Raw genomic sequence first — 22,630 nt, forward strand, 5'->3', positions numbered from 1 at the left:
GCACCTTGACGGCCTGGGAAATGAAACCGTTTCGTGGGTTGTCATGAACGTTCTGGGCGGCGGCCGAGCCGGCCACAATGAGGCTCGCGAAGACCGCAGCCGAGAGAATCTTGAAATGCATTGATTGGTCCCTTTGACGACTTGAGCCTTGGCGGTGGATCACCCGCAGAGGTCACGGGCGGCGACACATCTCGCACCCGCGAAACTAGGACGGGCGATACTGCGCGCCCAGTCCATTCCCGTCGCGCCGGGCCTATTCCGGCAAGGCGCCCGAAAATTGGTCGGTCCACGTTCGGCTGCGCCAACACCTGGCGAATTTCAGGGGACGGCGAGGCAAACGGGGCGTTTTCAAGCTTTTTCCGGAGCCGCCAAATTCGGGGAAGCACCTCCTCCGCGGGCGCCGCTGACCGAAAACTGCGCAATTGTTACGGACCTGTGAACACCGCGGCCTGTGCTGAATTGACTTCGTATCAGTGGCGCGTGGTTCTGGGTCGTCACTGGTTGGATCAAAGTGACGCCGATCTGGTGGATGCAGCGCTTCGTTCATTGCAACAGCAGCCTACGGTGTCGCAACACTCGGGACATGGAAGAGAACGTCGAGACGGGCCCATCATCGTAACGAGGGGGTTCACTTGAGAAATCTATTTGTGGGCGTCAGCGCCCTGGTTCTGGGCGCGGCCATGGCGGGCGGCGTACAGGCAGCGGATGCCGAGACGGACGCGACAGACGTCGAAGCCGTCATTGTTACCGGCACGCGGACAACCGGCCTTCGCGCCGTCGACAGCCCGGCCCCGATCACGGTGCTGGATTCCACGGCGCTGACCCGAGTGGGTCAAACCGACCTGGTCCAGGCCATTGCGCAGAACGTACCGTCGTTCAACGCCCAGTCATTCGGTAGCGACACCGCCAACCTGACGCTGTCGGCCAAGCTCAGGGGCCTCAGCCCCAATCACGCCCTGGTCCTGATCAACGGCAAACGGCGTCACGGCACTGCCAATCTGGCCGTCCTCGGCGGTGCATTCCAGGGTGGCGCGTCCGCCGACCTGAACTTCGTAAGCCTTGGTTCAGTGGCCCGCGTCGAAGTCCTGCAGGAAGGCGCAGCCGCGCAGTACGGTTCGGACGCCATCGCCGGGGTCATCAACATCATCCTCAAGGAGAACGACTCCGGTGGCGGCATTACTGCGACTGCAGGCAAGTTCTACAGCGCGGGCGGTAAGACCGCGGACCTGACACTGAACCTTGGCCTGAAGCCGGTCGAGAATTCATTCCTTAACCTGACTTACCAAACAAAATATCATGACTATACATTCGTCGGTGACGTTGATCCCCGGGTTACCAACACCTCGTTCAACATCAACTCAACCTCGCGACTTTCTCGCTATCCACAAGTCGCGAGCTTGCCCGGTTTCCCCTATCTTAACCAGATCACGGGCGATGCCGAGTATCGTCTCAATGTCGGCGGCTACAACTTCGGCATCGATATCGGTGACGTAAAATTCTACAGCTTCGGCACATATGGCGACAAATACGCCTCGGGCATTCAGAACTATCGCGTGCCGAACCTGGTTGTCGGCCGCGATGGCTCGATCCCAAGGCCCTTCGGCTTCAGCCCCCGGATCGTCATTCAGGAAACCGACTATGCCGCGACGGGCGGCTTCAAGGGCGAACTGGCCAGCGGCTGGAACTACGATGTCGCGACGACCTATGGCGAGGACAGCGTCAGCCTCTACAACAAGGACTCGTTAAACCGGTCCCTCTACATCGACACGTCCACGCCGACGACGCCGGGCTTCTCGCCGTCTGACTTCTACAACGGCGCTTTCATCTTCACGCAGTGGACCTCGCAAATCGACCTGGGTCGTGAGCTCGACGTGGGCTTCGCCGAACCGCTGAACCTGGCGATCGGCGCCGAGTACCGTCGCGAATCCTACGAAATCAAGGCTGGAGATCCTGGCTCATACTACAAGGAAGGTGTGCAGGCTTACCCTGGCTTCGAACCGACCGACGCTGGCAAGAGCTCTCGCCGCAGCTATGCATTCTACGGCAACGTGGCTTTCTCGCCGAAAGAGCCGTTGAAGCTGGACCTTGCGGCCCGCTATGAGCACTTCAGCGATTTCGGCGACACTTTCATCGTCAAGGCGACGGGTCGTTACGACTTCAACGAGATGTTCGCCATCAGGGCCACAGGCAGCACGGGCTTCCGAGCCCCCACGCTCGCTGAAGGCAACTACTCTGCGACGAACGTGTCGCCGACCTCGGCGTTCGTGCAGCTTCCACCGAACTCGCCGGCCGCAGCGCTGGTCGGCGTCAGTGGTCTGGACCCTGAAAAATCCCGCAACTACAGCGTCGGATTTGTCGTGAAACCCGGTGCGGGCATCACCGCGACCCTCGACATCTACCAGATCTCGATCAAGGACCGTGTCGTGGGCTCGGCAACACTGTTCGGCTCCGGCGGCACCGTAAACCTGCCCGCCGTCCGCGCGGCGATCCTGGCCAGCGGCAGCGTCCTTGACCCGACCGTCACGCAGACGGGGATCAACATCTTCACCAACGGCCTGGACACCCGCACACGGGGCGCCGACCTGGTTGTAACGACGCGTACGGATCTCGATGACTGGGGCAGCATCCAGTGGTCTTTGACCGGAAACTGGTCAGACACCAAGGTCACCAAGTTCGCCAAGCCGCCGGTGCAGCTGCAGGGCGCTTCCCTGTTCGACCGCACCTCGGTTGGCTTCCTGGAAACCAGTACGCCCGAGTATCGGGCTGTCCTTGGCGCTCTGTGGACCTGGGACAAGCTGAGCGTGAACGTCAAGGAGAGCCTCTACGGGCCCGCCTCGATCCTGAACAACCGCCTCGGCTGCCCGCTTGAGCTGCCGGCGTCGAACTGCTTCAAGCTGAATATCGGCACGACGTTCATCACTGACCTTGAGGTCAGCTACAAGGTGCTGGAGTCCGTGAAGCTCACGATCGGCGCCAACAACCTCTTCAACAAATATCCGGACAAGCTCAACGAAGCTTACCGGAACACTTTCCTTGCGGCCAACGCCAACGGATATGTGACTCAGTACCCCACGTTTTCGGCGTTCGGGATCAATGGCGGATACTACTACAGCAAGATCGCGATCACCTTCTAAGCGATCCTTTCAGGATACGGCAAAGGCTGCGGGGTTCACCCCGCGGCCTTTTTCTTGCCTGCCACTCCGAAGACCTGTCTGAAACGAAAAATGGCCGCGCCTTGCCGGCGCGGCCAGTTCAGGGAGGAAACGCCCCAAAGGGCAAAACCAACATGATCGAACGGGCCCGCGGCTTGAAGCATGGATTGGTCGAACGACCGCGACAATGCAGCGGCGCCTGATCCGTGAGCATCCTGCTGATTTTTGTGGCGCCCTGCTTACAGCCTGAGGTCGGCGACCCCGCGCGGAAGCACGGCCTTAACATCGAAAAGCACAGCTTTGGGCCGGCCAAAGCTGCGGATGGTTTCGACGCTCATCGCTCTGAATTCCTTGTGGGCGACGGCCAGCACCACTCCGTCATAGCTGCCGGCCACAGCATGTTCGACGAGATCGAGACCGTACTCACGCCGGGCGACAACGGCGCTGATCCAGGGGTCCCAGACGTCCACTTCCGCCCCAAAAGCCTGCAGTTCGTGAATGATGTCGATGACCCGGGAATTGCGAACGTCAGGGGTGTTTTCCTTGAAGGCCAAACCCATGATCAGAACCCGTGAGCCTTTCAGCGTCACGCCCTTGCGGGTCATCTCCTTCATCAACTCACGCGCGACATAGGCGCCCATGCCGTCGTTGATCCGGCGACCGGCCAGAATAACCTCCGGCCTGTAGCCCAAGGCTTCTGCCTTGTAGGTCAGGTAGTACGGGTCCACGCCGATACAGTGCCCGCCAACCAGGCCTGGGCTGAAGTTGAGGAAGTTCCACTTGGTGGCCGCCGCCTCGAGGACCTCATGGGTATCGATTCCCATGCGATGGAAGATCAGGGCGAACTCGTTGATCAGGGCGATATTCAGATCGCGCTGGGTATTCTCAATTACCTTGGCGGCTTCCGCGACGCGGATGGAACTCGCCGGATGTGTACCCGCCCGGACCACAGAGGCGTAAAGGTCGTCGACGAACCGCGCAGCCTCGGGAGTCGACCCCGCTGTCACCTTGACGATATCGGCCAGCCGATGACTTGCATCGCCTGGATTGGCACGCTCCGGACTGTATCCAGCGAAGAAGTCACGGTTGAACTCAAGACCTGAAACTGCAGCAACGACCGGCACACAGTCTTCCTCGGTGGCCCCGGGGTAGACGGTGGACTCAAAGATCACGACCCCTCCGCGCTGGATCGCGTGACCGACCGTCTCGCTGGCGCTCATCAGGGCGCTCAGGTCAGGCTTCTTGTGGGCGTCGATCGGCGTCGGCACGGTCACAATCAGAACGTTGCAGCCTTCAAGGGCGCCGGGCTCGCTGGTGATGGAAAGGCGGGTCGCACTGAGAAACGCCTCCGAGGCCACCTCCAGCGTCCGATCGAGACCCGCATGAAGCTCTGCGACCCTTTCGGCGCTGGTATCAAACCCAACTACGTCATGCTCAGCCGCAAAGGCGACAGCTAGCGGCAGGCCAACATAGCCCAGGCCAATCACGGCGATACGCGCCGGGGTTTGCGTGAAGGGGTTCAGAACCATTGCGTCGCTGCCTATCACAGATTGGCCGCATGCCGAGCGAGCTCGCGGATCGCAAGGAACAGATGGTACAGCGAGCTGGCTGGCGACGGTTCCTCGACAAAGCCCCCATCGGGTCTCATCCGCTCGCGCCACACGCCGCGCGCCGGCGTGTCCAGGTAGGCAACCAGCCCGTTGGCCGCCTGAAGCGCGGCTTCACGCTCGCCCAGCACAAGCGCCGCCTTGATGTGTTCAGTCTGCGGCCAGAGCCGGGCCCCGGCGTCCCGGACGGCTAGATCCGGGCCGAGCGTATTGACCACCACGCCACGCCGGGCATCAAACCCGCCACGCCCGACGTTGAACAATCGCCTGGCGACCGCCTCGCCGCGGGGATCACCTCGCATCCGACTCCACCGGGTCAGAAGCCAGGCCCACTCGAACTGATGACCAGGTTCGATCGCATTTGCCTCGCCAGAAAGTCGGCTCCAGCTCTCATCGTAGAACTCGGAGAGGGCGCCCGTTGCCGGGTCTATGAACCGGGTCAGAGCCAACTCCACAAGCTCGTCAGACAGTCGCCTCCAGTCCGGGTCGTCGGAAATGGGTTCCCAGGCCAGGGTGGCTTCCAGAAGATGCATGATGGCATTGGCCTGAAATGGGCGTTCTCCCACCTCCCGGAACCCGCCGACGGGATGACGAAACAAAGTGAGTGCACGCCGAAGCTCAGCCGCGGCAGCGGATGCCCCACCCACAGGAGACAGTCTTTGGAGCGCAGAGTACGCCAGCAGGACGAAGGCATTGTCATAGAGCCGCGCTGTTGGGTCTACGACTGCGCCCGAGAGATCGTATCTGGAGGCATAGAGCCCATTGGGCAGACGCACGGCGGACCCCAGGGCACGAAGCGCGGCCTCAGCCCACGGACCATCAATGCCCTCAGTGGCCGCGCTCGCGAAGACGAACGCCTGACGGGCCTGTACGAGCGTCCGCCGGTAGGGGTCAGCAATATCACCCCGCCAGGTCAGACCCTCCCGGAATGCCCCGGCATCCATCCCGACCGTCGCCCACAGCGGTAAAGCCGCAGTTTTCAGCCACAGACCAAGGTCTTCGGTAGCGTCGGCGAGACTGGTGAACCGATCAGGCCGTATCGAACCCGGGTAGACATCACCCACGGCCTGCGCCTCGCCCAGTGCGCGGACCAGAACCGCGCCAGGCTCAACAATGACAGCCAGGCGTGAAACGCCGACCACCGAAACCTGAACGCCTGCAGGCGATCGCACCAGCGACTGTCGCGTTCCAACTGCGTGCGTACCGGGGGACAAGCTGTTCCCGCCTTCATCCCTGTCACTCGCCGCCAGAACGGACGTCCATGAGCCCAGGTCAGACCACATAAAGTCGACGGGAAGGACAGCGGCTCGATCGGTGTGCTCCATCACCGCCCGATCAAAAGCGAGCCTGGGCGTGTTGGCGAACTGGGGACCGAGCAGGAAATCCCCGCTGTAGGAAACGCCATCCTTGGTGGCTTGCTCCACCAGCGCCAGGATGTCGGGCGCCCAGCGTTCGAATTCCGCAACGAACGTGCGGGCGCGCCCGATGAAGATGCCGCTGTTCCATAGTCCTCCACTCGCGATGAGTTCGGCGGCACGTTCCGCAGAGGGCTTTTCCTGAAAGGCGACAACGCGTTGCATGCCTGGGGACAGGGACCCCGGACAGACGTAGCCATAGGCGCTTGAAGGGCCGCGGGGATGCAAACCCAATACGACAAGCCTATCGCCATCGGCGGCCTTGATCGCGGAATTGACCACGGCCTGGACGGCCGCTGTGTCTGGCATGTGATGATCCGCCGGGAGCGCCACCATGACGCCATCGGGCGCGCAATTTCTGACCCAGAGCGCAGCGGCAGCCATAGCTGCGGCGGTGTCACGACCCGCAGGCTCCAGAAGCACCTTCGCAGAGACGCCAGCGGAAGAAAGTTGTTCGTGAATGAGATCGCGGTGATCAGCCGCCCCCACCACCAGCACCTCGCCGCCGGCGGTAATTGACTGTGCTAGCGCCACCGCAGCCTGAAAGCCCGAGACGGGCCCTAGAAGTGGAAGAAACGGCTTGGGTCGCCAAGGTTGCGAAACCGGCCAGAGCCGCTCGCCGGGTCCGCCGCAAAGCACCACGGGGTAGATAGGCGGGGCTATGGCGCGATCCTCCGGTCAACGCGTTTCAGACGCGTCTTCCCCTACCGCCTTCGGCAAGCTTCGCAAATGGCCGGATCGCAATCGCGGGAGCACACCCCCTGGCGCACAGACAACTCAGCCCTTGGTGGCCACTGTGACGAGCCCGCGCGCCAGCGTCCAGCTCAACGCTATATCAGAGGCGATCAGGTGAGCAGCGCGTGAAGGGTCATGCCGATCCCGACCCAGAGGGCCACTGAGGCAAGAGCGCCGATACCCAGCCCGAGGCCAATCGGGAGCCGCTCCAGAGTTTGGCGCTCCGGTTCTCGAACAGCGATCTCGATCGACACGTCAGTCGGCATCTTCTGGCTCCGACACCGCCCGTTTTTTGGGCTGGCGAGGAATTTGCACCCTGAGAATGAACAGTTCGTTTGAGAAATTGGCTAACGGCGCGGCAACCATTTGTCGTATTGTCGGGGATATCGGATCTGCCTGACGACGGAGCGCGCCTCGTGACCAAGGTCAACCGGCGGATTGCAGAACCCAAATCGGTGGTGCCCGCAGCCGCCACTGACGTCTTGGCCCAACTTCGACGTTCCCCTATCGGCGATAGCTGGGCAAAGCGCGCCATGGACATCCTGGGCGCCAGCATTGCCTTGCTGGTGTTTCTGCCTCTTCTGATGTGTATCGCCCTCGCCATACGGCTGGAGTCCGGCGGACCTGTGATTTTCAAACAGCGTCGCACCGGCCACAACGGCCGCATCTTCACGATCTACAAGTTCCGGACGATGACTGTCGCGGAGGATTGTGAAAACGTCCGCCAGGCGACACGCAATGACTCTCGGGTAACTGAGGTCGGCGCGCTGCTTCGCAAACTCAGCCTCGATGAACTGCCGCAGTTTCTCAACATCATGAAAGGCGACATGTCCATTGTTGGCCCTCGTCCTCACGCCCTGGCGCATGACAGCCACTACGGTGAACAGATCCCGACCTATGCTGACCGCTTCCGCGCCAAGCCCGGCCTGACCGGGTTGGCCCAGGTCAATGGCCTGCGCGGTGAGATTAACGATCTGCGCTGCATGACGGATCGAATTGCCGCAGATAACCTCTACATCGAGAGCTGGTCGATTGGCCTGGATGTGGCGATCCTCGGGAAAACTGCCTTGATCATTTTCAGCGATCCCCAAGCCTACTGACGCTGAAGCAGCCGGCGTTGACGATTTGTCAGAGCTGAATGCAACCGCAGCGTCCCTTGTCACGAATATGGATGTGATCACGCGCTAGAAAGCCGCCCCGTGGCGCGGGCCTTGCTTCCTGGGAAGCGGGATCGCGGGACGTTTAGGGGTCATGTCCAAATTCGAGACTCGATTTGCCGCTGACGAAGACCCGGATCGCATTCATGCGGCCTTCTATGGATTCATCGAACGCCATGCCGACAACGCGGATAGAGACGGAGACGCCCAGATCCGCACAGAGATCGACAATGACGGCCCGCGGCTCTGCGTTCGCCTCTGGAGCGCAGGCGCGATGGACGCCTTCCTTGCCGAACTGTCAGGAGCCGATCGCTCCCTCACAAGCCGCGGCCATGACTAGGCCGGTGAATCTCGAGGCTCATGCCAAAACCACAAGCTGGACAGCAAACCCGGGCGCTTGTGCCGGCGCAGTGGCGGCGATCCCGGTGAAACCTGTCGCGACGAGCCGGCTTAAGCGTGCGTTCGACATCGTTATGTCGTTCGGCGCTCTGTTGTTCTTTCTTCCACTCCTGCTGACGATTGCCACGCTTGTCAGGCTCGAAAGCACCGGCCCGGCGCTCTTCCGGCAGCGTCGGACCGGACTGAACGGCGTGATCTTTACGGTCTTCAAGTTTCGGACGATGACCGTCGCCGAAGATGGCGACACCGTTCGCCAGGCTACCCGCGGCGATGCACGCATCACCCCGTTGGGCGCTATCCTGCGAAAATTCAGCCTCGACGAACTGCCGCAGCTTCTGAATGTTCTACGCGGGGAAATGTCATTGATCGGACCCAGGCCACACGCGGTCGCCCACGACGAGACCTGGGGGCAACTGGCGCCTGGCTATAATTTGCGGTTTCGCGCTCGCCCGGGACTGACCGGCTATGCCGCTGTTTGCGGCTTCCGCGGCGAAGTCCGGGAGTTTCAGGCCATTGTAGACCGGGTGGAAGCCGACAACGAGTATATCGACACCTGGTCCTTCGTACTCGACATGAAGATCATCTGGCGGACGCTGCCTTTGATTTTTTCGGACACGCGCGCCTACTAGGTTTTCGGGCGGCGTCTTAACCGATCTGTCAGGCCGACGATCTAGGTTCCCAGCGCAACCAAGCGGGAACAGCCAGAATGGCCGACGACAACGGAGCCCTTCGCGCCGTCGCGACGGACGAAATCAACGACGCCGGCGATCGGCGCGGCCCCCTTCGTCCTGACCGCATGCAGACGGCGCGAACCCGGGCATCGGGGCCAGGGCTTGCCCGGCTCTTCCAGTTTGGCGATGGCGTCGCTCTCGGCGCCGCTTCTCTGGTCGCGGGACTGGTGATGCCGCTACCGATGACCATGTGGCTTGGCGCACCCCTTATGGCGCTGGCGCTCCTGGTGGCCACCGGGGCCTATGTCATGCGAAAGCGCGAACGCTCCCGTCGCCGCTTTGGCCGATTGTTGCTGTCAGCGGTCGCGGCCAGTGGTGGTGCGGGCACTTTGTGCGGCCTGCTTGACCCCTCCTTCCCGGCCCTGGCCTGCGCTGCCTGGACAGTAACGGCGGGCACGCTCCTCGTGGTCAGTCACATGATCTGGGGGCAAGTCCTGGCCAATTTGCGCCGCCAGGGCCTGCTGACACCTAACCTGATCATTGTCGGCGGCACTCCTGCCGCCGAGCGGCTGATCCGTCGCGCCATGCGTACGCGTGACGTCAATATCCTCGGTATCTTCGATGATCGGCGCGACCGCGTCGGACCTGCGCTTCGCGGTGTCCCGGTCCTTGGCAAAACCAGTGACCTGATCGACCACAGAATCCTGCCCTTCGCCGACCGCATCGTGATCACGGTGCCGGCCAAGGCGAACGCACGCATCGCCCAACTCATCGAGCGACTGGCCCCGATCCCCAATTCGATCTCGCTATTGCTGGAAGATGCCGATGATGAGAGCACCAGCAAGGCCGTCGGGCGGATCGCTGACTTCGACCTGATGCAGGTCAGCGGCGGGCGCCAGCGCGCGAGTTATCTCGCTGCCAAGCGCGCACTCGACCTGATCCTTGGCATAGCCGGGCTGATCGCGCTTGCGCCCCTCATGGCGGCCATTGCTGTGGCGATCAGGTTGGATAGTCCGGGACCCGTCTTTTTCCGGCAACGCCGGCATGGCTATATGAACGAGGAGATCGTGGTCTGGAAGTTTCGCTCGATGAAGGTCGAAACATCCGACTTTACAGCAGCCAGACAGGTGAGCGCCGATGATGATAGGGTCACCCGCGTCGGTCGCTTCATCCGGAAGACCAGCCTCGATGAACTGCCTCAGATCTTCAATATCATCTCTGGCGAGATGTCCGTCGTCGGCCCACGGCCGCATGCCATTGGAATGAAGAGCGGCGGCGCTGACGCCAGCAAACTGGTGGCGACCTATGCCCACCGACACCGGATCAAGCCCGGCCTTACGGGCTGGGCTGCTGTCAATGGGTCGCGCGGTCCGGTCAACACTGCAGAGGATGTGCGCCGGCGTGTGGCGCTGGACCTGGAGTATGTTGAACGTCAGTCCTTCTGGCTGGATATCGCCATCATCCTGCGTACCGCGCCTTGCCTTCTGGGCGACAGCGAAGGCGTTCGTTGAACTACAGCTGAAGAATCAGCGCCAGATACCCGACGTCAGACAATGCCCGAGGAGGCTGACATGATCGTCCGCGCGCACTTGATGAGCCCGTTGCTTGCGTCTGTGTTGTTTGCAAGTCCGGTAGCGTCCGGTGATATCTTTGCCGTCAATTTCAATCAACGCGTGGGCGATGTCTGAGTGTGCTTGATGCAGCGATATGGGCTGGATCGCTAAAGAGCGCTCCGGCGGAATGCGGCTAGCGCTTCGGGAACTTGATCGTCAAACCAAAGGGCTTGAGCACCAGAACGACGTAGATCGCCACACCCAGGACAATAAGGAAGGATACCAGGCCCTGGTTCTGCGGAGGATTTCCAAACCAGTTGGCGACAGCACAACCCACGGCTGGAGGCAGATAGTGCAAGATCGTGTCCTGCGGTTCCTCAGGCTGCACCGAGCGATGCAGAAACAGGACCACCAGGCCGCCGAAGATCGCTACCGTGATCCAATCGTAGACGGTTTCCACCTGCGTCCTCTTTCCATTCATCCCGGCACACTCAAGCCGGGAAACTTGCGGCCCATCTTGCCGGTGCGCCGTACCATCGGTCAACACAAGCTCGTGCCTAGCAATGTTTGTGCCGCGACCGGGCGCAGACGCCAACTCCTGATTCCAGCCTTATTGCTGGGCTTCAGCCTCTCGGCGTGCGGTACCGCAGATAGCCTGGGCGCCGCAGGTTCTGCCAGGGCAGGAACGGTCGTAGCCCTGGTGGACGGGCGCAAACTGAATTTTCGCTGCCAGGGGCGCGGCACGCCCACAGTCCTGCTGGAGTCTGGCTTCGGCGCGGATTCCACGGCCTGGTACAAGGTACAGCCCGATCTGGCGCGGCAAACCCGGGTCTGCGCCTATGATCGCGCCGGCTACGGGTACAGTGATCCCGGGCCCCTGCCCCGCGACGGCGCAGCGACGGCCAGGGACCTCGATCTGGCGCTCAAGGCGGCTGACATCAAGGGGCCCTTCATTGTCATGGGCCATTCCGCTGGCGGGCTCTACGCGCGCTTGTTCGCGGCCCGACGCACGAGCGATGTTCAGGGTCTGATACTGCTGGATCCCACCGTGGAACGGCTTGCGCCAAGACCGGAAGCCGACGGCCTGAACGGAATGCGTCAGCGCCTCCAGAGATGTCTGGCCATGGCGTCAGCGCCGTCATCAGCCGCCATTGACGATCCGCAGTGGGCAGAATGCGTGGCGCCGACGAAGACAGAACATCAGGTCAGCGCGGCCCGCCGCCCCGCCACCTGGCAAAATCAGTTGTCTGAACTGAACAGTATCTTTGGCCGCACGTCGGAGCAGGTCGGCCGGATAGGACCCATTCTCCGCGATATCCCGCTCTATGTGATCACGGCGTCGGAGACAGCGGCCGGCTCTCCGAGATCGGCGTTCGGGGCTCACGTCTCGATGTGGGAATTGCAACATCTGCAGATCGCATCGACATCGCAGCATGGCTTCCAGACCACTGTGGTCTCACCGCACCTGGTCATGATCGCAAGACCAGACGTCGCTATCGCCGCAGCGCGAGAAATGATCGCAGCCAGTCGCGAGAATCGTCTGCCCGGGCCCTTGCCGGCCAGCGAGCCTCTGTCGGCGCCACAAAGCGAGAACTCCACTGGCGGCTTTTCCACACTTCGCAAATTTGGCCTGAACTCCGGGCCTGCGACCTTCCCGACAATGTCCGCTGGTCCGGCAGCACCCTTCACGCTAGACTGACGCGTCGGATCGAGGGGCATATGCGGCACGCGCGTCTACAATTGTCGATTGCCGCCGCTGCCTCGGCCCTGGTGATCGGCTCGTCCACGGCGGTACAGGCTCAAGTCCTTGAGATCGGCGACGACGGGACCGTAACGACCCATGTCGGACCAGCGGTCTACTCTGACAGCGGCGCGCATGCGATTGCGCCACCTTCAGCGCCTGTTCACGGCTCGGCGGCGACATCTGCAGATATCTCCGCCGCTATCCAGGACGCTGCCGGACGCCACGCCGTGCCCGCCGCCATCGTGGAAGCAGTAGCCTGGCAGGAATCGCGCTTCAATCCAGCAGCGGTGTCGCCGAAAGGCGCACGGGGCGTCATGCAACTGATGCCGGCCACGGCCCTCGACCTGGGGGTCGACGCATCAGATCTTCGCGGAAACATTGACGGTGGCGCGGCCTACCTTGCGCGCCAGATCCGTCGGTTCGGCGACTTGCGCCTCGCATTGGCCGCCTACAACGCCGGGCCGGAAGCCGTAGAACGTCATGGCGGCATACCACCCTATGCCGAAACGCGGAACTATGTGGCGGCGATCCTGGCCCGACTGGCTGTCACCGCCCCCCAGATAACGACAATCGTCGCGCGCTGAGCCGCGGCGAACGATCCAAACCGCCCTATCGCAGGCTGGCGACCTGTTCGCGCTTGCCGGTCAACTGAATCAGCCGGCGAGCTTCCGCCGACGTGACGCACTTTGGCGCCGACCATGTTTCGCCCTTGGCGACAGCCCGATCAGCCGTGACAAACTCCATAACCCCGAATTCCCGGGTGAATGCGCGCCGGGTCGCGGTCGTGGTGTCACAGACAAAGACCGTCCGCGCAGACTTTGACATCACCGCGTCCTTTGCCTGAGCTGCCGCATTGGGGGCCGTTTCAGCAAGGGCCGGACCGGTCGCCGCAGCGGCGAAGGCCAGAATGCAAATCAAGGTTCGCATCGTATTTCCTCCACGTGCAGCGTCCCAGCGCCGCATCTTGGGAGAAAACCTGCCACCATATGTGACGAATGCAAAGCTTTTACGACAGTATGATCACGAAGACGTGACGATAAGCCGACGTTCACCGCCCTGTCAGCTAGACAACTGACAATTTTGTCTATGTTTTCAAGCTAGGCAACGATTGTCCAGAGGTACCAGCGCATAAGCCCTGCGACTCAAGACACAGAGCCTAACCCGCTGGCACTTGGGCTAAACAGAACGCTCGCCCTGCCCTCAGAACTTGGCTGTCAGACCCAGCGAGAACGTGCGACCGACCTTGAAGCTGTTGGTTTCAAAGCGTTTTCCGCCGGCCTTCTGGTACTCTTCGGCATCGGTTCCGGAGAGGTTGCGCGCCTCAAACGAGCCGGCGAACTCCCGGTCGTTGATCATGAAGGTCTTGCGATAGACGAAGTCGACCCGCAGGCCCGGATCCTGAATCAGGTCCGGCAGATCGGCGCTGCTGGACCGCGCGGAGACCCGGTCGCTCGTGTAGGTGAACAGCAGGGTCGCCTGCGACTGGGCCTCATCATCCTCGAAGCCGAACTGGACGTTCGCCAGATGGTCAGACTGCCCCTGTAGCCGGGAGCCCGGCCGGATGTAGTCGCTGGCCAGTGGTGTTGACCGAACACCGGTGGTGTCCAGGACGATTGTGTCGCCCTTGCCCACCTTCAGCTTGGACTTTGAATAGGTGTAGTTGACCGCCACCAACCAACGCTTGGCGTCGATCCAGTCAAAGCCGAACTGAGGTTCGAAGTATTTCTTGGCGTCGAATTCAATGCCGTAAATCTCGGCCAGAGGCGCATTATAGTAGGTCTGCTGGAACGCGCCGTCAGAACCCAGAACAGCGAAGGCTTCCACCGGCTTCTTCAGTTCCTTGTAGAAGGCGCCGACCGTCAGATACTGGCCCTTCTCGAAGTAGCGCTCGTAGCGCAGGTCCCCGTTGGTGAACTCGGTGTCCACCAGGAAGGGGTTGCCGCGAAGGATCCGGTCGGTGTCGGTGTCACGGTAGCGTTGCGGCGCCAGCTCGCGGAACTGCGGACGACCGATGGTCTTGGAGGCGCCGACGCGGAGCTGCTGATCCTCGGCAAAATTCCAGGTCGCCGTCGCCGTCGGCAGGACATAGCTCTCATTGATTGTCCGCGCGAAAAGCGGACCGGCTGCGCGGTTGAAGATGTCGAAGGTACGGATGTACTCCTTGCCGTCCTCATAGCGCACGCCAAAGCTGGCGCGCAGCAGCGGAACGATTTCGGTGTCCACCTGGACATAGCCCGCATTGACCTCAAGGCCGGCGTCGAAATAGGGCGCATCGCCGGTCAGAGTTGTCCCGGTGAGTTCGCGCAAAGCGATGATGTCATCGTTGATATTGCGATCAGACACCAGATAATCGATGCGCTCGGTCCCGTAACGAACAGGGTCGTAGTTGCGGCCGGCCTCGTAGCTGAAGTCGCGACGTACCGAGCTCCGGTCGTTGGTCTGCCAGGCGTAGCCTGCACTGATCTTGGCCTGACGAACGAAGCTCACAGGCAGTTCGTACGAGAAGTCGATGTTGGCCGAACCGATATTCTCATCCAGGTCCGAGAAGGAGACCAGCTGATTGGCACCGGACAACAGGGCCAGACGTCTGCCGTCGGCCTGCAAGCCATAGCGGTAAAGGCGCTCATAGGGCGCCTCGCGCGTGGTGCGCCCGTAAGTGCCGCGCCAGTCGATATCCAGGTCGCCTACACGGTGTTTGCCGGTCAGCTGGTTCAGTTGCAGTTCGCGCCGGTACCATTCGGTATTGTAGACGTTGACGTTTGCGCTGCCCTGGGATTGCGCCGAGTTCTCGGTGATCCGAGCACGCTTCGACGTCGAACGGATCCAGAGCGCTGTGTAGTGAAGCTCGTTGTCGTCATTTTCCCAGGCCAGGCCGCCCAGGCCGCTCCAGCCGATATCGTTCTGGTTGGCTTCAAAGCGGGCATCGCTGGCGAGCACCAGACCACCAACATCCGGCACGGTCGACTGGCGCACGCCGACCCGGTTCTGCCAGCTGTTTCGATAGCTCAGAACGCCGACCACCCCGAAACGGCCGTAGTCTGTTTCAAAGGCCTGACCACCGGACACATCCATGTTGCCGTTAAGCGGTACGCGGTCCCTCTGGATCAGGTTCAGGGGGGCGTTGGTAAAGCTGCGGCCGATCGCCTTGTATTGGTCGAGAGTCAGACCGTTGGCAGAGCCGGAGAACACAACCGGGCGCGTCGCGGCGAATTGCCGGACCCCGACAGGCAGTTTGCGGGAGCCGTCATCGAAGCCGAACTCATCGTGCTTTGAGCCGTAGTAGGTCAGTCCGTTCTTGTCGGTGATCTCACTGTCAACGCCCAGACCCACGCCAATGTTGAAGTAAGGCTTGTCGGGCACGCCGACGGTCCGCAGATCGATGATGCCGCCGCCGAACTCTCCGGGGTAGTTGGCCGAGAATGTCTTCTGGACCGCTGTGCCGGCCAGGATCGCGGCCGGGAACAGGTCGAGCGGAACCACGCGCTGCATCGGCTCGGGGCTGGGCAGCGGCGAACCGTTCAGCAGCGCCTGCGAGTAGCGTTCGCCAAGGCCCCGAACGTAGACGAAGCGGCCCGATACGACCGAGAGGCCGCTGATACGTGTGAGCGCCTGGGCGGCGGTGTCATCGCCGGCGCGACGGATATCCTCGACCGTAAGGAAGTTGGCGACCTCGGCGGTGTCGCGGATTTCGTCAGGGATGAACCTCCCGTTGACCACGATCTCTTCGACTTCGTTCTCTTCAGGCGAAGCCGGTGCGGCTGGAGCCTGCGCAGGTTGCGTCTGCGCATAGACCGGCATGGCCACGGTCAGCGCGGTGCCTGCGAGAAGCATGGCGCTGAGAGTGCGGAGGGAGACTGTCATCGGATTATAGAACCTTCATCGGAAGGATGGGGATCGGCGGCGGAGCCGGAGGCTCCGCCGCACCGGGATCGCTGTCATCAGCAGGAGGTGGCGCCGGCCAGTCCGCAGGTCCAACCCACGAACCAGGTGTCGTTGGGGCCGGACACCGCACCGATGAAGTTCGTGGCCAGGAAGAACGAGGAGAAGGTCGTTGGATTGGTCGCCACGCGCCCGCTCTCGTTGCCACCGTTGATGAACACCTGCGTCAATGTCGGGATATAACCCGTCGCCAGATTGTTCGACCCGGCCACTGTGATCAGGGCTGCAGGCGCGTCGTTTTGGTCGCCGTCCGTCGTACGGTAAGGGCCGCCAGCGCAGGCGAAAACCACCGAGCGGAAAGCCGGCCGCGGCTCGACCATCGTCGACGCGCCGTCGATATCCAGGCAAGGGATCCGGGTGTTCTCGGAAACGACCAGGCCGTTGAGGAAGTCGGCGCGGGTGCCGCTGTTCATCAGGATGCCCTGGTGCTGACGGCTGTCAAACGCAGTGCCGGCGAGGCCGAGGCGGCAAACAAAGTTCGAAACCCGCGGGTTGGAGCGCAGCAACGGCGCGCCACCCGACGTTGAACCGGCGGATGACATTTCGAAGCAGCGCGACTCTTCCGTCGGCGCGTCAGTGTAGTTGATCACGTACTGCGCGGAGCCGGTATAGCCCTCGTCCGTGTCGAAGCCGTCGTCGTCCCACTGCGTCAGGACGAGGTGGCGGACATTCACGGTTCCACCAAAGAATTCCACCGCGTCGTCAGCCGCCCCGTGAACCTGCACGAAGTCGACGATGGTGCCATTGCCCACGCCGCCGAAGGTGATGCCGTTCAACTCTTCGTTGGGCGCGACCTCGAAGCCGGCCTCCTTCACCTGAACGTAGCGCAGCGTGCCGCTGGACTCTGTGGGTGCGTTCCCACCCCAGTTGATCGTCGGGATCGCTTCGAACCGGAACTCGCATGCGGTCGGGTTGGCCGGGAACGCTGTCGCCGTCGGTGGGCAGCGGTTGATCGGCGCGCGGCCCGCAATGACAATACCGCCCCACTGGCCCCTCAGGTCCGGCCCGCCATTGAGATCGTTCAGACTGGTGAAGATAATCGGCCGCGAGGCGGTGCCGTCGGCAACGATCCGTGAGCCGCGGTTGACCACAAGAAACTCGGAGATACCGCCGAAGACGGTCACGCCCGGCTCGATGGTAAGGACGGCGGAGCGTGCGCCGGCGCGGGGCGCCTGGGCGTCAGAACCCTGGTCCTCGCCAACCGCGACCCGACCGTCGATCCGGTAGGCCGTACCCGGCCGGAACGGGACAGTCAGGTTACTGGTCACCAACTGCGGGATGCCGCAGGACCGAAGCGTGCCGTTGGCGACAGTACCGAGATTAATGAAGCCCGTCGGGCAATCAGACGAGGCCTGACCGTTGCCGCCCGACCCGCCGCCGGCGCCGCCGGTTCCGCCGGTGGCAAACGCGCCTTCACCCGGCGAGACAACGCTTGAGCCGCCGCCTCCGCAGGACGCCAGCGCCAATGCACCTACTGTGGCGACCAATACGGTCCCCACTTTCCTGACGCCAATCATCTCGTTCTCCACAGGTTCGACCCAGTCGCGCTATGCGCACGGCGGAGAGGCGTCGCTTGATCTCGATCGCAACCCGCCCTGTCGGGAGGTTGTCTAGTCGCCGCATGTGACGTTAGCTCTTCAGTTGTATGACATTTTTGATTCAGCCGATGCGTCGCGGCATGCGAGTCTCGGTGCTCTCAATGTGAACTGGCCCTGTTGCGTCACGGCCTGTAAAGTCGAAGGAGCGATTCATGCTGGACGCCTCGGTCGGCGCTGAAATGTCACAGGTGCATGAACGCCTCACCATGTTGTCGAGGGTGTTCTCGGGGTTGGTTGTCATGCAAACGTCATCAAACAGAGATAGCGGCAGCCGCAGCGGCGGACACGTCACAGCGTTTCGAGGACTGTGCGAGCATCCGAGTGTACAGGGCGCCCCACTAGGCCGCCGAGTGAGACCCATGAAAAGATTTAGCGCTCCGCTCCTGTTTGTCGCCCTGGCGGCCTTCCCGGCTCGCGCCCAGACGCAGGGCGATCCTGCAGGCTCATCGCCCCTGCTGGCGGCGCTTAACTGGGTCCAGGGCACTCTGCTCGGCAATGTGGCCACCAGCGCGGCGGTCATCGCCATCGCTGTCGTGGGCTTCCTGATGCTGACGGGACGCATTGAATGGAAGCGCGGGCTGGTTGTCGTGGTTGGCGCCTTCATCATCTTCGGAGCCGTGACCATCGTGGCCGGCATACGCTCGCTGGCTGGCGGGCTCTGAACCAGCATGAGCCGGCTGGCGTCTGATCCTGTCTTCTCCGCGCTGACGCGGCCCCAGACGATCGGTGGCGTCACCTACACCTATGCCGTGTTGAACCTGATTGTGACGGCCGAGGCCTTTCTGATCACCCGGTCTTTCTGGGCGTTGCTGATCGCGGTGGTGCTGCACGCCATCGGCTATGTGGGGTCATTGCGGGAGCCGCGGTTCTTCGACCTCTGGGTCACGCGCCTGCGCACCTGTCCGCGGATCCGCAACTTCGCCTTCTGGGGCGGAAACTCATACCAGCCATGAGCGGAAGCTACATCTCAACGGGCGCAGCCAAGGTACTTGCGCCGCGCGAGGCCAAGGTTGGGGATCGACTGCCCTACGCTGGGCATCTCGACGACCTGACCCTGCAGACGCGAGATGGCCTGCTGGTCCAGACGCTGCAGCTGGCCGGCTTTCCATTCGAGACAGCGGCCGACGAGGAACTGAACTACCGCAAGGCGATCCGCGAAACCGTGTTGCGCGGCGCGGCCAGCTCCAGGCTGGCCATCTATCATCATGTGGTTCGCCGCCGGGTCAGCCCCGACTTCCCGGCCCCCCCTGAGGATCCGTTCTGCGCGACCCTGGATGCACGCTGGCGCGACCAGCTGGAACGCCGGCGTCTCTATGTAAACGATATCTTCCTGACACTTGTGCTCCGCCCGACACAGGGAAGCGCCGGTCTCATCGAGCGCATGTTGAAAGGCCCCCGCGCCCGGGACGCCGACATCAGCCGCGATCTGCGCGACCTGCACGCAACGCGTGAAGCCTTCGCCGCGGCGCTTACCCCCTACGGCGCCCGGGCGCTTGGCCGGTATACCGCCGGCGGCGGCGCCCAGCGGTCGGAGCCCGCCGAATTCCTGAGCCTGATCCTGAACGGCGAACTCCGGCCCGTTCTGGCGCCGGTAGGCGACCTGTCGGGTGCCATCGCCACGCGGCGGCTCAGCTTCGGGCTCGACGCCATGGAATTTGGTCCCGGCCCGGGCGCAGCCACCTTCGGCGCCATGGTGTCGCTCAAGGACTATCCGGCACGCACCTCGCCGGGCTTGCTTGATGGCGTGCTTCGTCTGCCCATGGAAATGGTGCTGACCGAGAGCTTCGCCTTCGTGGATCGCCAGGCAGCGCTGGACCGGATGGGCCTGGCGCTACGTCGCCTCAAGGCTGCCGAGGACGACGCCTTCAGCCTGCGAGGCGAGCTGGCTCAGGCCCGCGATGACGTCGGCGCAGGCCGCGCAGCCTATGGCGAGCACCACCTGACAATTCTGGCAAAGGCCGAAAGTCTCGATGAACTGGATACGGCAGTCGCCGACATCCAGTCTTCGCTGGCCGAGGCTGGCGCCGTGGCCGTGCGCGAGGACGTCAATCTGGAGCCGGCGTTCTGGGCCCAGTTCCCGGCTAACTTCAGCTACATCGCGCGGAAGGCCCTGATTTCCGCCGGCAACTTCGCGGGCCTGGCCAGCTTTCACAATCACCCGACGGGTCAGGCGACCGGCAATCACTGGGGTTCGGCAATTGCGGTGCTGGAGACCACAGCGTTTGGTCCCTACCACTTCAATTTTCACCACGGCGACCTGGGCAACTTCACCGTGATCGGCCCCTCCGGATCCGGCAAGACGGTGTTGCTTACCTTCCTGCTGGCCCAGGCCGAGCGCCTCAAACCGCGGATCGCCTATTTCGACAAGGATCGCGGCGCCGAGCCCTTCATACGCGCCATCGGCGGCCGTTACGACGTAATCTCGCCGGGCGAACCGACGGGTTTCAATCCGCTGGCCTTGCCAGACACCCCGGCCAATCGCGCGTTCCTGACCGAGTGGATCGGTCAGCTTCTGACCGCCGACGGGGACACACTCAACAGCGAAGATCGCGCCATGATCGCCGATGCGATCGACGCCAATTTTGCCCAGGCTCCGGGGCATCGGCGGCTTCGCTACCTGCGCGAACTGTTCCGCGGCGCGCGCCGGCCCAGCGCGGGCGACCTGGCGGCCCGGCTGGCGGCCTGGTGCGATGGGGGCGATCACGCCTGGCTGTTCGACAATGCCACCGATCAGTTGGACATCGAGACCCGGATCCTGGGCTTCGACATGACCAAGCTGCTGGATTCGCCGATCATCCGCATTCCCGCGATGATGTACCTGTTCCACCGGCTTGAGCAGCGACTGGACGGCACTCCGGCTCTGATCGTCGTCGATGAGGGCTGGAAGGTGCTGGATGACCCGGTTTTCGTGCGCCGGATAAAGGACTGGGAAAAAACCATCCGCAAACGCAACGGTGTGGTCGGGTTCTGTACCCAGAGCGCATCCGACGCTCTGGACAGCCGCATCGCTTCGGCGATCATCGAACAGGCGGCGACGCGGATCTTCTTTCCGAACAATCGGGCGAAAGCGTCCGACTACATCGATGGCTTTGGTCTGAGCGAACATGAGTTCGAGCTGGTGAAAACCCTGCCCGACACCTCACGCTGTTTCCTGATCAAGCGTGGCGATCACAGCGTGGTGGCGCGACTGGACCTTTCAGGCATGTCTGGCGAACTGGCGGTTCTGGCGGGTACCGAGCGCGCCGTGCGCCGTCTGGATGCGCTGCGCCTCCAGGTCGGCGATGAGCCGTCGGCCTGGCTGCCCACCTTTATGGAAGGTCGGAGCGCGGCATGAGCGGCGCCTGCACAACTCTGGTCGACGACGGCGTCATTCGCGGCGTGATCGCGACCGTCGACTGCCAGACCCGCGCCTACGCACAGGGCGGCTACATGGCCCTGACCTCGGGCTCACCGGTGTTTCAGGCGTCATTGACGGCGCTCTTGACGATCTTTGTGGCGCTGGTCGGCTACCGAATGCTGTTCGCGCGCGGCGACACGCAACTATCGGATGCGCCGTGGATCGCGCTGAGGATCGGTCTGATTCTGGCGCTTGTCACCAGTTGGTCTACTTTCCAGACCCTGGTCTTCGACGTGGCTGACCGGGCTCCGGTGGAGATCGCCGCGATCGCATCGGCCCCTTTGCAAGGGTCATCCGGGTCCAGCCTGGCGGCGCGTCCTGTAGATGGTCTTCAGGCGGCCTACGAGGAGTTCACACAGACCGCCATCGCCTATGGCCGGGTCGCTGGACAGGACGCCAAGTCCTATTCCAGTCCTCAGGCCGCCGCCGCCGAAGCCGTTGGTCTGGCGACAGGGGTGCTGTTTTTCTCCAGCGCCGGCGTGATTTCCGCCAGCAAGCTCACGATTGGCGTGCTCACCGCCGTCGGGCCGCTCTTCATCGTCCTGGCGCTGATCCAGGCGACCCGCGGACTGTTTCTAGGTTGGGTCCGCGCAATGGTTGCGGCCGCACTCACGACGCTGGTGACATGGCTGCTGGTCGTGCTCATGCTGACCGTTCTGGACCCCTGGTTAACGACGCTGGCGGACCAGCGTCGCGGGCAGACGCTGGACCCGCAGACCGCCATTAGCGCGGCGGCGCTGGTCTTTGTGTTCGGCGCCGGCCAGTTGGCGCTGACCCTTGGCGCCATCGTCATGGCCATGAGCTTCAGACTGCCCACGCTTGGTGCCAGCCGCGATACTGACGGACGTACGGTCGGCGCCGCCGCCGCGCGGGGTGACTCGACCTCCGCCCTGCCCCAGCCCTCGCGCGCTGAGCGACTTGCCTATGAGCTTCAGCGTGACACTGCCCAGAGCGAGACCCGCTCACGCGCTGCGGCCATGGCCGCCGCCACGTCCCCGGGCCGCCAGACATCCCTGGTTTTCGAGGACCGTCCGCGTCTGGGCGACACCTATCGTCGTCCGGCAGTTTCCGCCCGCCGAGTTGAGGCCGCCCGATGATCCGCGCCCGCACCCTCGCCGTGATCCTTGCCCTTTGCGCCACACCCGCCTTGGCGGTCGTTCCGCGCCCTGGGCCCGGCGACCCTCGCATCCATGTGGTGGATTATGATCCGTCTGCGGTGGTCGAACTGCGAAGCGCTCTGGGCTTTCAGCTGTCGGTCGAGTT

Annotated in this window: 18 protein-coding genes; 11 read left to right on the forward strand and 7 right to left on the reverse strand. The window is 62.9% G+C overall.

Features of this window, described 5'->3' with window-relative positions:
* Positions 1–632: 632 nt before the first annotated feature.
* Positions 633–3,134, forward strand: a complete 2,502-nt coding sequence (locus ACIQ42_RS04140; RefSeq protein ID WP_397420947.1) for a TonB-dependent receptor plug domain-containing protein — start codon at positions 633–635, stop codon at positions 3,132–3,134.
* Between the two features lie 257 nt (positions 3,135–3,391).
* On the opposite strand, the gene ACIQ42_RS04145 is transcribed toward ACIQ42_RS04140, so the two are convergent.
* The 3 genes from ACIQ42_RS04145 to ACIQ42_RS04155 form a co-directional block, all read right to left on the reverse strand.
* Positions 3,392–4,681 (reverse strand): nucleotide sugar dehydrogenase, encoded by a 1,290-nt coding sequence (locus ACIQ42_RS04145; protein ID WP_397420948.1) that lies wholly within the window; start codon positions 4,679–4,681, stop codon positions 3,392–3,394.
* 14 nt (positions 4,682–4,695) lie between these two features.
* On the reverse strand, positions 4,696–6,816 hold the full coding sequence (locus ACIQ42_RS04150; protein WP_397420949.1) for an AGE family epimerase/isomerase: 2,121 nt from the start codon (positions 6,814–6,816) through the stop codon (positions 4,696–4,698).
* 203 nt (positions 6,817–7,019) lie between these two features.
* The gene (locus ACIQ42_RS04155; protein WP_397420950.1) at positions 7,020–7,175 is read right to left on the reverse strand and encodes a hypothetical protein; all 156 of its coding nucleotides are present in this window, start codon (positions 7,173–7,175) and stop codon (positions 7,020–7,022) included.
* A 150-nt stretch (positions 7,176–7,325) separates the two neighbouring features.
* Here ACIQ42_RS04155 and ACIQ42_RS04160 point away from each other — a divergent pair, with 150 nt between their 5' ends.
* From ACIQ42_RS04160 to ACIQ42_RS04175, 4 genes are all read left to right on the forward strand, one after another.
* The gene (locus ACIQ42_RS04160) at positions 7,326–8,009 is read left to right on the forward strand and encodes an exopolysaccharide biosynthesis polyprenyl glycosylphosphotransferase (RefSeq protein WP_397420951.1); all 684 of its coding nucleotides are present in this window, start codon (positions 7,326–7,328) and stop codon (positions 8,007–8,009) included.
* A 151-nt stretch (positions 8,010–8,160) separates the two neighbouring features.
* Positions 8,161–8,406, forward strand: coding sequence for a hypothetical protein (locus ACIQ42_RS04165; RefSeq protein WP_397420952.1), 246 nt, complete (start codon positions 8,161–8,163; stop codon positions 8,404–8,406).
* Positions 8,399–9,094, forward strand: coding sequence for a sugar transferase (locus ACIQ42_RS04170; protein WP_397420953.1), 696 nt, complete (start codon positions 8,399–8,401; stop codon positions 9,092–9,094). Before ACIQ42_RS04165 ends, ACIQ42_RS04170 begins: the two co-directional genes overlap by 8 nt.
* A gap of 77 nt (positions 9,095–9,171) precedes the next feature.
* Positions 9,172–10,647, forward strand: coding sequence for an exopolysaccharide biosynthesis polyprenyl glycosylphosphotransferase (locus ACIQ42_RS04175; protein ID WP_397420954.1), 1,476 nt, complete (start codon positions 9,172–9,174; stop codon positions 10,645–10,647).
* Between the two features lie 235 nt (positions 10,648–10,882).
* Here the strand turns inward: ACIQ42_RS04175 and ACIQ42_RS04180 are convergent, their stop codons facing one another.
* The gene (locus tag ACIQ42_RS04180; protein ID WP_397400024.1) at positions 10,883–11,149 is read right to left on the reverse strand and encodes an XrtV sorting system accessory protein; all 267 of its coding nucleotides are present in this window, start codon (positions 11,147–11,149) and stop codon (positions 10,883–10,885) included.
* A gap of 240 nt (positions 11,150–11,389) precedes the next feature.
* Between ACIQ42_RS04180 and ACIQ42_RS04185 the strand changes: the two genes are divergently transcribed.
* Complete coding sequence (locus tag ACIQ42_RS04185) at positions 11,390–12,388, forward strand: alpha/beta fold hydrolase (protein WP_397420955.1); 999 nt, start codon at positions 11,390–11,392, stop codon at positions 12,386–12,388.
* Positions 12,389–12,408: 20 nt separating this feature from the next.
* Positions 12,409–13,017 (forward strand): lytic transglycosylase domain-containing protein, encoded by a 609-nt coding sequence (locus ACIQ42_RS04190; RefSeq protein WP_397420956.1) that lies wholly within the window; start codon positions 12,409–12,411, stop codon positions 13,015–13,017.
* 25 nt (positions 13,018–13,042) lie between these two features.
* On the opposite strand, the gene ACIQ42_RS04195 is transcribed toward ACIQ42_RS04190, so the two are convergent.
* The 3 genes from ACIQ42_RS04195 to ACIQ42_RS04205 all read right to left on the reverse strand — a co-directional run bounded on the left by ACIQ42_RS04195 (position 13,043) and on the right by ACIQ42_RS04205 (position 17,889).
* The gene (locus ACIQ42_RS04195) at positions 13,043–13,360 is read right to left on the reverse strand and encodes a hypothetical protein (protein ID WP_397400027.1); all 318 of its coding nucleotides are present in this window, start codon (positions 13,358–13,360) and stop codon (positions 13,043–13,045) included.
* A 273-nt stretch (positions 13,361–13,633) separates the two neighbouring features.
* Positions 13,634–16,294, reverse strand: coding sequence for a TonB-dependent receptor domain-containing protein (locus tag ACIQ42_RS04200; protein WP_397420957.1), 2,661 nt, complete (start codon positions 16,292–16,294; stop codon positions 13,634–13,636).
* Between the two features lie 77 nt (positions 16,295–16,371).
* Entirely contained in the window at positions 16,372–17,889 is a 1,518-nt protein-coding gene (locus ACIQ42_RS04205; RefSeq protein WP_397420958.1) for a hypothetical protein, read from the reverse strand.
* Positions 17,890–18,329: 440 nt separating this feature from the next.
* Between ACIQ42_RS04205 and ACIQ42_RS04210 the strand changes: the two genes are divergently transcribed.
* From ACIQ42_RS04210 to ACIQ42_RS04225, 4 genes are read left to right on the forward strand one after another with little or no spacing between them, the layout of a single operon-like run.
* A complete protein-coding gene (locus ACIQ42_RS04210; RefSeq protein ID WP_397400030.1) occupies positions 18,330–18,632 on the forward strand; it encodes a TrbC/VirB2 family protein in 303 nt (100 codons plus the stop codon).
* Positions 18,633–18,638: 6 nt separating this feature from the next.
* The gene (locus tag ACIQ42_RS04215) at positions 18,639–18,923 is read left to right on the forward strand and encodes a type IV secretion system protein VirB3 (RefSeq protein WP_397420959.1); all 285 of its coding nucleotides are present in this window, start codon (positions 18,639–18,641) and stop codon (positions 18,921–18,923) included.
* The gene (locus ACIQ42_RS04220) at positions 18,920–21,304 is read left to right on the forward strand and encodes a VirB4 family type IV secretion/conjugal transfer ATPase (protein WP_397420960.1); all 2,385 of its coding nucleotides are present in this window, start codon (positions 18,920–18,922) and stop codon (positions 21,302–21,304) included. The genes ACIQ42_RS04215 and ACIQ42_RS04220 overlap by 4 nt, the downstream gene beginning before the upstream one ends.
* A complete protein-coding gene (locus tag ACIQ42_RS04225) occupies positions 21,301–22,464 on the forward strand; it encodes a type IV secretion system protein (protein ID WP_397420961.1) in 1,164 nt (387 codons plus the stop codon). The genes ACIQ42_RS04220 and ACIQ42_RS04225 overlap by 4 nt, the downstream gene beginning before the upstream one ends.
* Positions 22,465–22,630 lie beyond the last annotated feature (166 nt).

It is taken from the genome of Phenylobacterium sp., assembly GCF_044372605.1.
Lineage (GTDB): Bacteria > Pseudomonadota > Alphaproteobacteria > Caulobacterales > Caulobacteraceae > Phenylobacterium.

Coding starts and splice junctions, on each gene's coding strand:
- ACIQ42_RS04145 (WP_397420948.1), bottom strand. CDS start 4,681: ATGGTTCTGAACCCCTTCACGCAAACCCCGGCGCGTATCGCCGTGATT.
- ACIQ42_RS04155 (WP_397420950.1), bottom strand. CDS start 7,175: ATGCCGACTGACGTGTCGATCGAGATCGCTGTTCGAGAACCGGAGCGC.
- ACIQ42_RS04165 (WP_397420952.1), top strand. CDS start 8,161: ATGTCCAAATTCGAGACTCGATTTGCCGCTGACGAAGACCCGGATCGC.
- ACIQ42_RS04170 (WP_397420953.1), top strand. CDS start 8,399: ATGACTAGGCCGGTGAATCTCGAGGCTCATGCCAAAACCACAAGCTGG.
- ACIQ42_RS04175 (WP_397420954.1), top strand. CDS start 9,172: ATGGCCGACGACAACGGAGCCCTTCGCGCCGTCGCGACGGACGAAATC.
- ACIQ42_RS04190 (WP_397420956.1), top strand. CDS start 12,409: ATGCGGCACGCGCGTCTACAATTGTCGATTGCCGCCGCTGCCTCGGCC.
- ACIQ42_RS04195 (WP_397400027.1), bottom strand. CDS start 13,360: ATGCGAACCTTGATTTGCATTCTGGCCTTCGCCGCTGCGGCGACCGGT.
- ACIQ42_RS04200 (WP_397420957.1), bottom strand. CDS start 16,294: ATGACAGTCTCCCTCCGCACTCTCAGCGCCATGCTTCTCGCAGGCACC.
- ACIQ42_RS04205 (WP_397420958.1), bottom strand. CDS start 17,889: ATGATTGGCGTCAGGAAAGTGGGGACCGTATTGGTCGCCACAGTAGGT.
- ACIQ42_RS04210 (WP_397400030.1), top strand. CDS start 18,330: ATGAAAAGATTTAGCGCTCCGCTCCTGTTTGTCGCCCTGGCGGCCTTC.
- ACIQ42_RS04215 (WP_397420959.1), top strand. CDS start 18,639: ATGAGCCGGCTGGCGTCTGATCCTGTCTTCTCCGCGCTGACGCGGCCC.
- ACIQ42_RS04220 (WP_397420960.1), top strand. CDS start 18,920: ATGAGCGGAAGCTACATCTCAACGGGCGCAGCCAAGGTACTTGCGCCG.
- ACIQ42_RS04225 (WP_397420961.1), top strand. CDS start 21,301: ATGAGCGGCGCCTGCACAACTCTGGTCGACGACGGCGTCATTCGCGGC.